The 8,058-nt window shown below is 60.8% G+C and carries 6 protein-coding genes; 4 read left to right on the forward strand and 2 right to left on the reverse strand.

Translation table 11 applies throughout. The features are described from left to right. Positions 1-675 (reverse strand): GlxA family transcriptional regulator (locus tag BI292_RS07025; protein WP_101207439.1); only part of this gene is annotated, 675 nt, incomplete at its 3' end. Between the two features lie 320 nt (positions 676-995). Here BI292_RS07025 and BI292_RS07030 point away from each other — a divergent pair. Then, positions 996-1,718 carry a pirin family protein gene (locus BI292_RS07030; protein WP_101207440.1) on the forward strand — a complete coding sequence of 241 codons (723 nt, stop codon included), beginning with the start codon at positions 996-998 and terminating at the stop codon, positions 1,716-1,718. Between the two features lie 219 nt (positions 1,719-1,937). Here BI292_RS07030 and BI292_RS07035 read toward each other — a convergent pair whose 3' ends face one another. Then, complete coding sequence (locus tag BI292_RS07035; protein WP_101207441.1) at positions 1,938-2,813, reverse strand: LysR family transcriptional regulator; 876 nt, start codon at positions 2,811-2,813, stop codon at positions 1,938-1,940. A 129-nt stretch (positions 2,814-2,942) separates the two neighbouring features. Here BI292_RS07035 and BI292_RS07040 point away from each other — a divergent pair, with 129 nt between their 5' ends. The 3 genes from BI292_RS07040 to BI292_RS07050 all read left to right on the forward strand — a co-directional run bounded on the left by BI292_RS07040 (position 2,943) and on the right by BI292_RS07050 (position 7,977). Continuing rightward, the gene (locus BI292_RS07040; protein WP_101207442.1) at positions 2,943-4,178 is read left to right on the forward strand and encodes a YbfB/YjiJ family MFS transporter; all 1,236 of its coding nucleotides are present in this window, start codon (positions 2,943-2,945) and stop codon (positions 4,176-4,178) included. Between the two features lie 782 nt (positions 4,179-4,960). Beyond that, on the forward strand, positions 4,961-5,959 hold the full coding sequence (locus tag BI292_RS07045) for an NAD(P)H-quinone oxidoreductase (protein ID WP_101207443.1): 999 nt from the start codon (positions 4,961-4,963) through the stop codon (positions 5,957-5,959). A 245-nt stretch (positions 5,960-6,204) separates the two neighbouring features. After that, positions 6,205-7,977: a sensor domain-containing phosphodiesterase gene (locus tag BI292_RS07050; protein WP_101207444.1), complete on the forward strand. Its 1,773-nt coding sequence runs from the start codon at positions 6,205-6,207 to the stop codon at positions 7,975-7,977. Positions 7,978-8,058: the final 81 nt, after the last annotated feature.

Genomic DNA, 8,058 nt, shown 5'->3' on the forward strand with positions numbered 1-8,058 from the left:
GTGTTCGAGCACGTGATTCTGTACACGGGTGATCGGCGTTTCAGGCGCGCCGACCGCCGCCAGCAACGGGCTGAACTGCGCCTGCCCGCCTTGGCGTTTCATCACCACCAGCAGCACTTTGGCGACATCCTGGGCAACTTTTTTGCCGTGGTCCTGAGCGACCACGGCCAACGCCAGATCGATGCCGGCGGTGACGCCACCGGAGGTGATCAGGTTGCGGTCCTCGACGAATATCTGATCGGTTTCGACTTTGGCGTTCGGGAAACCTTTGATCAGCCGTTCGGTGTAGTGCCAGTGGGTGGTCACGCGATAGCCGTCAATCAGGCCGGCATGCCCGAGCACAAACGCGCCAGTGCAGATCGAGCCAAAGCGTTCGGCGCGCGGCACGGCGCGGCGCAGCCAGTTGAGCAACGGTTGGGGTTTTTCGTTGTAGGCGCCGGGGCCGCCGGGGACCAGCAGCAGGTCATAGGCGTCGTTGGCCTGATCGATATGCACGTCGGCCTGGACGTTGACGCCGTTAGAGGCGCGCAACGGCCCGCGCTCGGTGCCGATGGTCGACAGCAGGTAATGATCGCTTGCGGCCAGGTAACGATTGGCGATGGAAAACACCTCCATCGGCCCGGCCATGTCGAGCAGGAGGAAGTCGGGGAACAGCACCATTGCCACGGTTTTCATGGGATCGGATTCGTTGAAGTCAAAAGAAGATTATTCACTGCGCACCAGATGCTGTAGGAGCAAAGCTTGCTCGCGATGGCGGTCTTGCATCCAGAATATTGGTTGACTGACACGACGTCATCGCGAGCAAGCTTTGCTCCTACAAGGTTTGGCATTATGGCCAAGTCTTGCGGATATGGCCGCTAAATGCATCGGCCAATTTCTATACTGTCAACCTGTACGAGACAGTATTTCAATTTTCATCTACTTATTGCATCCACTGGTAACCATTAACCTTCTCCTCACTCGGACGAATTCACGTCCTGACAGGAGATTTCATTATGCTGACCCTTCGCAAAGCCTCGGATCGCGGCGCGGCCAATCACGGTTGGTTGAAGTCGTTCCACACCTTTTCCTTCGCCAACTATCGCAACCCGAAAGAGCAGGGTTTTTCCGATCTGTTGGTGATCAACGATGACCGCGTGGCGGCCGGCAAAGGTTTTGGCCAGCACCCGCACCGGGACATGGAGATTTTCTCTTATGTGCTCGAAGGCGCGCTGGAACACAAGGACACGCTGGGCACCGGTTCGGTGATCCGCCCCGGCGACGTGCAATTGATGAGCGCCGGCAGTGGCGTGGCCCACAGCGAGTACAACCACTCGGCGACGCGGGGTGTGCACTTCCTGCAAATCTGGATCGTGCCGGACGTCAGCGGCGCCAAACCGCGTTATCAGCAAGAGCACTTCAGCACGCAGAAAAAACGCGGTCGCTTGCAGTTGATCATTTCCCCGGACGGCGCCAACGGTTCGCTGTCGGTGCGCCAGGATGCGCGGGTGTATGCCGGGCTGTTCGACGGCAAGGAAAGCGTCACGCTGGAACTCGCCGCCGACCGCTACGCTTACGTGCACGTGGCTCGCGGCAGTGTAGAACTCAACGGCGTGCAGTTGCAGGAAGGTGACGGCGTGCGGGTGCGTCAGGAGCAAGTGCTGACGCTGAACAACGGCGTCGATGCCGAAGTGCTGGTGTTCGACCTGCGGCCGCAAGAACTGCCGGAAATGCCATAAATCCCGCTGCCAACGCTGCTTATGTAGCAGCTGCCGAGCCTGCGAGGCTGCGTTCGGCGGCGCAGCCGTCGCCAATTCATCCACCGCGGTTTACCTGATACACCGAGGTGGATGGTTTTACGACGGCTTCGCCGCCGAACGCAGCCTCGCGGGCTCGGCAGCTGCTACATAGTTTGTGGTCATCGGTTGTGGTTCGTCGGGAATGGTACTTCGGCTGTGCTATTCGCCGATGCCGTTGAATCCGGCGACGATTTCATCGATCACCACTCGCACCCGCGCGGTGTGTCGCAGGTCGGCGTGGGTCACCAGCCACACGTCGTAAGGCACCGGGCGCGTGCGTTCCGGCCACAGCCGCACCAGGCCATCGCGCTCGCCCATGTACGCCGGGATTTCGCCGATGCCGATCCCCGCCGCAATCGAGCGACGGACCAACAACCCCGACCCCAGACTCGACACAATCCGCCCGCGCGTCAGCGGTTCCGAGACCAGCGTCAGTTCCTTGTTGCCCGCCAGATAAGGTTGATACACCACCAGATCATGCCCCTCAAACGCCGAACCCGGCGCCGGCACGCCGTGGGCATCGAGGTATTCCTGCGAAGCAAACAGCCCCACCGGCCAGCGCGCGATGCGTCGGGCGATCAGGTCCGGGTTGTCCGGCCGCGCGTTGCGCACGGCGATATCGGCCTCGCGTTTAGCCAGGCTGATCATTTGCGTGGACGCATCGAGTTGCACGCGCACATCCGGGTGTTTGCGGTGCAATCGGGCAATCGCCGGGATCAGGAAATCGATCGCCAGCGAGTCGGTGGTGCTGACCCGGACGATGCCGGTCAGCCGATCATCGAGGCCCTGAATCTGGCGCTGCAATTCCAGCGCCGACAGCTCCATTTTCTCCACGGCGTGCAGCGCCGCCTCGCCCACCGCCGTCAGCGCATACCCTTCGGAGGTGCGCAGAAACAACGTCGCGCTCAAGGACTTTTCCAGCGCCGTGACACGCCGGCCAACGGTCGCCTGATCGACGCCAAGCACCCGCGCGGCGCCGCGCAAGGTCGATTCACGGCAGACCGCGAGAAACACACGAGCATCGTCCCAGTTCATTTGGCATTACTCACAGGTTGCAATCGATGATGCAAATTCGCATCACTCTAGCGTGAAATCGCTGCGCGAATGCATCAATTTATCTGGATAAGCTGGGCGCATGAGTTCACCCCCACAGGACAATTCCTCATGCACAGCTCATCGACCCACCCGCGCAGCGCGATCTGGCTGCCGATCTTCGCCGGCCTCTGCGCCAGCCTGGTCAGCATCGGTTTGGCGCGATTCGCCTATACGCCGCTGATTCCATCGCTGATCCAGGCGCAATGGTTTTCCGCCCACGACGTGGTGTATCTCGGCGCGGCCAATCTGGTCGGTTACCTGATCGGCGCGCTGATCGGTCATCCACTCGCTCGTAGAGTCGGCAACAGCACAGCGTTGCGGCTGATGATGCTGGCGGTGACGCTGGCGTTTTTTGCCTGTGGTTTTCCGTTGTCGGTGAGCTGGTTTTTTGGCTGGCGGTTGCTGTCGGGCGTAGCCGGTGGCGCGATCATGGTGTTGGTCGCCGCGACGGTGTTGCCGCACGTGCCGGTGTCCCGCCGAGGCCTGGCCAGCGGGGCGATTTTCCTCGGCATCGGTTTGGGCATTGCCGGCTCGGGGACGATTGTTCCGCCGCTGCTGAGCCTGGGTTTGCAGAACACCTGGTTTGGCTTGGGTTTGATCGCGCTGGTGTTGACCGCCGCGAGCTGGTTTGGCTGGCCGACCACGACCGCGCAACATGCTGCGCCGGTGAGCGGTGACACTTCAAATACGCCAACGCCAGCGGGTCTGTATCTGTTGTTTGCGCAGTACGCGTTCATGGCGGCGGGATTAGTGCCGACGATGGTGTTTCTGGTCGACTTCGTCGCTCGCGGCCTCGGCGCCGGGGCGCATGTCGGCGCGCTGATCTGGGTCATGTATGGCTTGGGCGCGATCATCGGGCCAGTGAGTTATGGTTTCCTCGCCGACAAGTTTGGCGCGCGGTTGAGCATTCGCATTGTGTTGGTGGTGCAGGCGATTACCTTGGGTTTGCTGGCGGTTTCCAGCTCGTTCCTCGCATTGGCGCTGCTGGCGGTGATCCTCGGCTCGTTCCCGCCCGGCATCGTTCCGCTGGCGCTGGCGCGCGTGCATGAGCTGGTGCCCAATCATCACCAGCAACAAATCGCCTGGAGCCGCGCGACCGTCTCGTTTGCCACGTTCCAGGCACTCACCGGTTTTGCCTATTCGGCGATCTTCAACGCCAGCGGCGGCCAGCATGCGCTGTTGTTCGTAATCGCCTGCGGCGCAATCGTCGTGGCCCTGCTGCTGGAACTGGCCATGCGCTTGCTCAAGCAAAACCAAAACCCTGCTCGCGAAGGCGTCGTGACAGCCAACACCTGCATCGACTGACCGACCGCTTTCGCGAGCAAGCTCAGCTCCCACAGGAGATTAGTGCTGGGCAAACATCCACATCCACCGCAAATCCGTAGGAGCAAAGCTTGCTCGCGAAGGCGTCGTGACGGCCAACATCAACGTCGACTGACCCAGCGCTTTCGCGAGCAAGCTCAGCTCCCACAGGGGATCAGTGCCGGGCAATCATCCACATCCACCGCAAATCCGTGGGAGCAAAGCTTGCTCGCGAAGGCGTCGTAACAGCCAACATCTGCATCGACTGACCGACCGCTTTCGCGAGCAAGCTCAGCTCCCACAGGAGATCAGTACCGGGCAATCCTCCACATCCACCGCAAATCCGTAGGAGCAAAGCTTGCTCGCGAAGGCGTCGTGACAGCCAACACCTGCATCGATTGACCCAGCGCTTTCGCGAGCAAGCTCAGCTCCTACAGGGGATCAGTGCCGGGCACAACATCCACATCCACCGCAAATCCGTAGGAGCAAAGCTTGCTCGCGAAGGCGTCGTAACAGCCAACATCTACGTCGACTGACCCAGCGCTTTCGCGAGCAAGCTCAGCTCCCACAGGGGATCAGTGCCGGGCAATCATCCACATCCACCGCCAATCCGTAGGAGCAAAGCTTGCTCGCGAAGGCGCCGTGACAGCCAACATCTGCATCGACTGACCCTCCGCTTTCGCGAGCAAGCTCAGCTCCTACAGGGATCTGCGGGTGTGCAGTGAATTTTTTGGCCGCACCGGCGATCCCATCTACATATCCCCTTCCACCACAGGAATTCAAAAATGTCCCTGCCCCAAACCATGACCCTGATCGAAATCACTGAACCCGGCGGCCCTGAGGTGTTGCAGCCGCGTGACGTGCCGATGCCGACGGTCGCTGCCGGTGAGGTGCTGATTCGTGTGCACGCCGCCGGGGTCAACCGTCCGGATGTGATCCAGCGCTCCGGCAAGTATCCGATGAAACCCGGTATGAGCCCGATCCCCGGCCTCGAAGTGGCCGGCGAAGTGGTCGCAATCGGCAAAGGCGTCAGTGAGTTCACGGTGGGCGACAGGGTGTGCGCGCTGACCAATGGCGGCGGTTACGCGCAATATTGCATCGCGCCGGCCAGCCAGACCTTGCCGATCCCCGATGACCTGGACTGGATCAAAGCCGCGGCGATTCCGGAAACCTTCTTCACCGTGTGGGCCAATCTGTTTGATATCGGCGGCGCCAGCAAAGGCCAGCGCGCGTTGATCCATGGCGGCACCAGCGGCATCGGCACCACCGCGCTGATGCTCTGCCGCGAGTTCGGCGTCGAGGCGTATGCCACCGCCGGTAGCGAGGAAAAATGCGAGGCGATTCGCAAGCTCGGCGGCAAACCGATCAACTACCGAGAACAGGATTTCGCCAAAGTCATCGAGGAGAAAACCGCTGGCAAAGGGGTCAACGTGATCCTCGACATCATGGGTGGCTCGTATTTCAACAGCAACGTCAGTGCGCTCGGCATGGAAGGTCGGCTGGTGATGCTGGGCTTCCTCGGCGGCGCCCGCGCCAATGACGTCGACTTGCTGGCGATCATGAGCAAACGCGCGTCGATCACCGGATCGCTGTTGCGTTCACGCACCAAAGAAGAGAAAGCCGCGATCGCCCAGGGCTTGTACGAATACGTCTGGCCGGTGCTGTCCGCCGGGCGCTGCCTGCCAATCATCGACAAGGTTTACCCGTTCACCGATGCCGCCCTGGCCCACGCGCGGATGGAAGCAGGCGACCACATTGGCAAAATCGTCTTGCACATGGACTGACCTTCACTTGCAACTGCCCTGCCCGGCTGCTGACCTGCAGAGCCGGGCTTTTTTTTGCGCGAAAACTTATACAACCCTCCAGCGGCACAAATCCCCGTCATCGCTCTAAACCGCGGATCCAATTTTTATTTTCTTGTACGTAAAACTTTTCGTGTACAAGAAAAGTCATAATGCGTGACACTACAATGACATCATCAGGCCACCATCGAATTCAGAATCGGTAAGCGTCCGTTCCAGGAGTCACCATGCACGATCATCATTCAGAAACACATCGCCTGGACGCGGTACAAGCCTTGGAGTGGCTGAAAACAGCAGAGTCAGAAAACTTCGACCGCATCTGTTGCCTCGCCGCCGCCTACTTTAACGTGCCCACCGTGCTCATTTCGCTGGTCGAAAAGGATCGGCAGTGGTTCAAGGCGCGCATTGGTTTCGACCGCGATCAAACGCCCATCGACCAATCGTTCTGCGCTTACACCATTCGCGAGAACGGCGTGCTGCAGGTCGAGGATGCTTCGCGGGATGGGCGTTTTCGTTTCAACCCGCTGGTGACCGCGCGCAACGGCATTCGGTTTTACGCCGGCGCACCGCTGCGCACGCGCTCGGGGCACGCAATTGGCAGCCTGTGCATCATCGACAAGGAACCCAAGCAACTGAGCGACGCCGAGCGATTGGTCCTGCAGGATCTGGCGGAAATGGTCATGGCGCAGATCGAGCAACGTCAGCTCGGCGATTGCCATGACCCGGTCAGCGGTCTGCCGAATCAGCGGCAGTTTTTCGCCGACCTCAACGACCTTGGTTTGCAGCCGCACGCCGAACATCGGGTGCTGGTGCTGATCGATGCGCTCGACTCACACCGTGGCCATGAAATGACCTTGGCCGTGGGCACCGGCGCCACGCAATCGATCATCCTCGACATTGCCCAACACCTGAAACAAAGCCTTAGCGGCATCAGTTGCGCGTACCACGTCAACGACCGGCAGTTCTGCTTCATGTTGAAGACGAGCATGCCTGACTACGAACTGTTCGTGCATCGCTTGATCGACCGGTTGCGCGCGATGACCCGTTCCGACAGCGCCCTGACCAGCCCGTCGCCGCGCGCCGGCATGGTGATTTTCCAGCACGATCCGCTGTCCCACGCCGACCTGTTGCGCAAAGCCATGCACGCGGTGGAATCGGCGCACCAGGCCAACACGCACTGGGCGCTGTACGACATTGCCCGCGACTGCGCCTGGCGACGTGCGTTTACCCTGGCCCGGGATGTCGACCGCGCACTCGCCAGCAACCAGATGTACCTGGTTTTTCAGCCGCGTTTCAGTCTGCTCGATGGCCGCCGGGTCAGCGCCGAAGCGCTGCTGCGCTGGAATCACCCGGAGCTCGGCGCGGTATCGCCCGCCGAGTTCATTCCGGTGATGGAACGCAACGGCTTGATTCAGCGCGTGACGCATTGGGTGATCGATCAGGTCATGAGCACCATGGCGCAATGGCAGGACCTTGATTGCCGGGTGTCGCTGAACCTGTCGCCGAAGGATTTCGACGACCAGGACATCGGTGAAATTCTGCGGCTCGCCTGTCTGCGGTTCGGCATTGCGCCGCATCGGCTGGAAATCGAAATCACCGAGGGCGAATGGATCCGCGCCAACCCGCAAGTGATCCGTCAGCTCAAGGGTTTGCGCGAGCTCGGCATGGACGTGGCAATCGATGACTTTGGCAGCGGCTACAGCAATTTCGCCTACTTGCACGAAATTCCGGCCAATGTGATCAAGCTGGATCGCTCGATTGTCACCGATTTGCCCGGCAGCCCGCGCAACCAGATCATCGCCCGCTCGATCCTGCAATTGGCCCGCGATTTGGGTTACCGCACCGTCGCCGAAGGCATCGAAGACTATCAATGCCTGGCGCTGGTGACCCAATACGGTTGCCACGAAGCGCAGGGTTATTTCCTCTCGCGGCCGGCGCTACCCGGCGCACTTGCGCAATTACACGACCATTTGCCGCCACGGCAATTGGCCGCCAGTTGACTCAGTAACCCTCGCCCGCCGCCTCGGCGCCGCCGACGATGGCGATTCCGGAACTGCTGCCCAAACGGGTCGCGCCGGCCT

Origin of the sequence: Pseudomonas sp. 43NM1 (assembly GCF_002836905.1) — a bacterium.
GTDB lineage: Bacteria > Pseudomonadota > Gammaproteobacteria > Pseudomonadales > Pseudomonadaceae > Aquipseudomonas > Aquipseudomonas prosekii.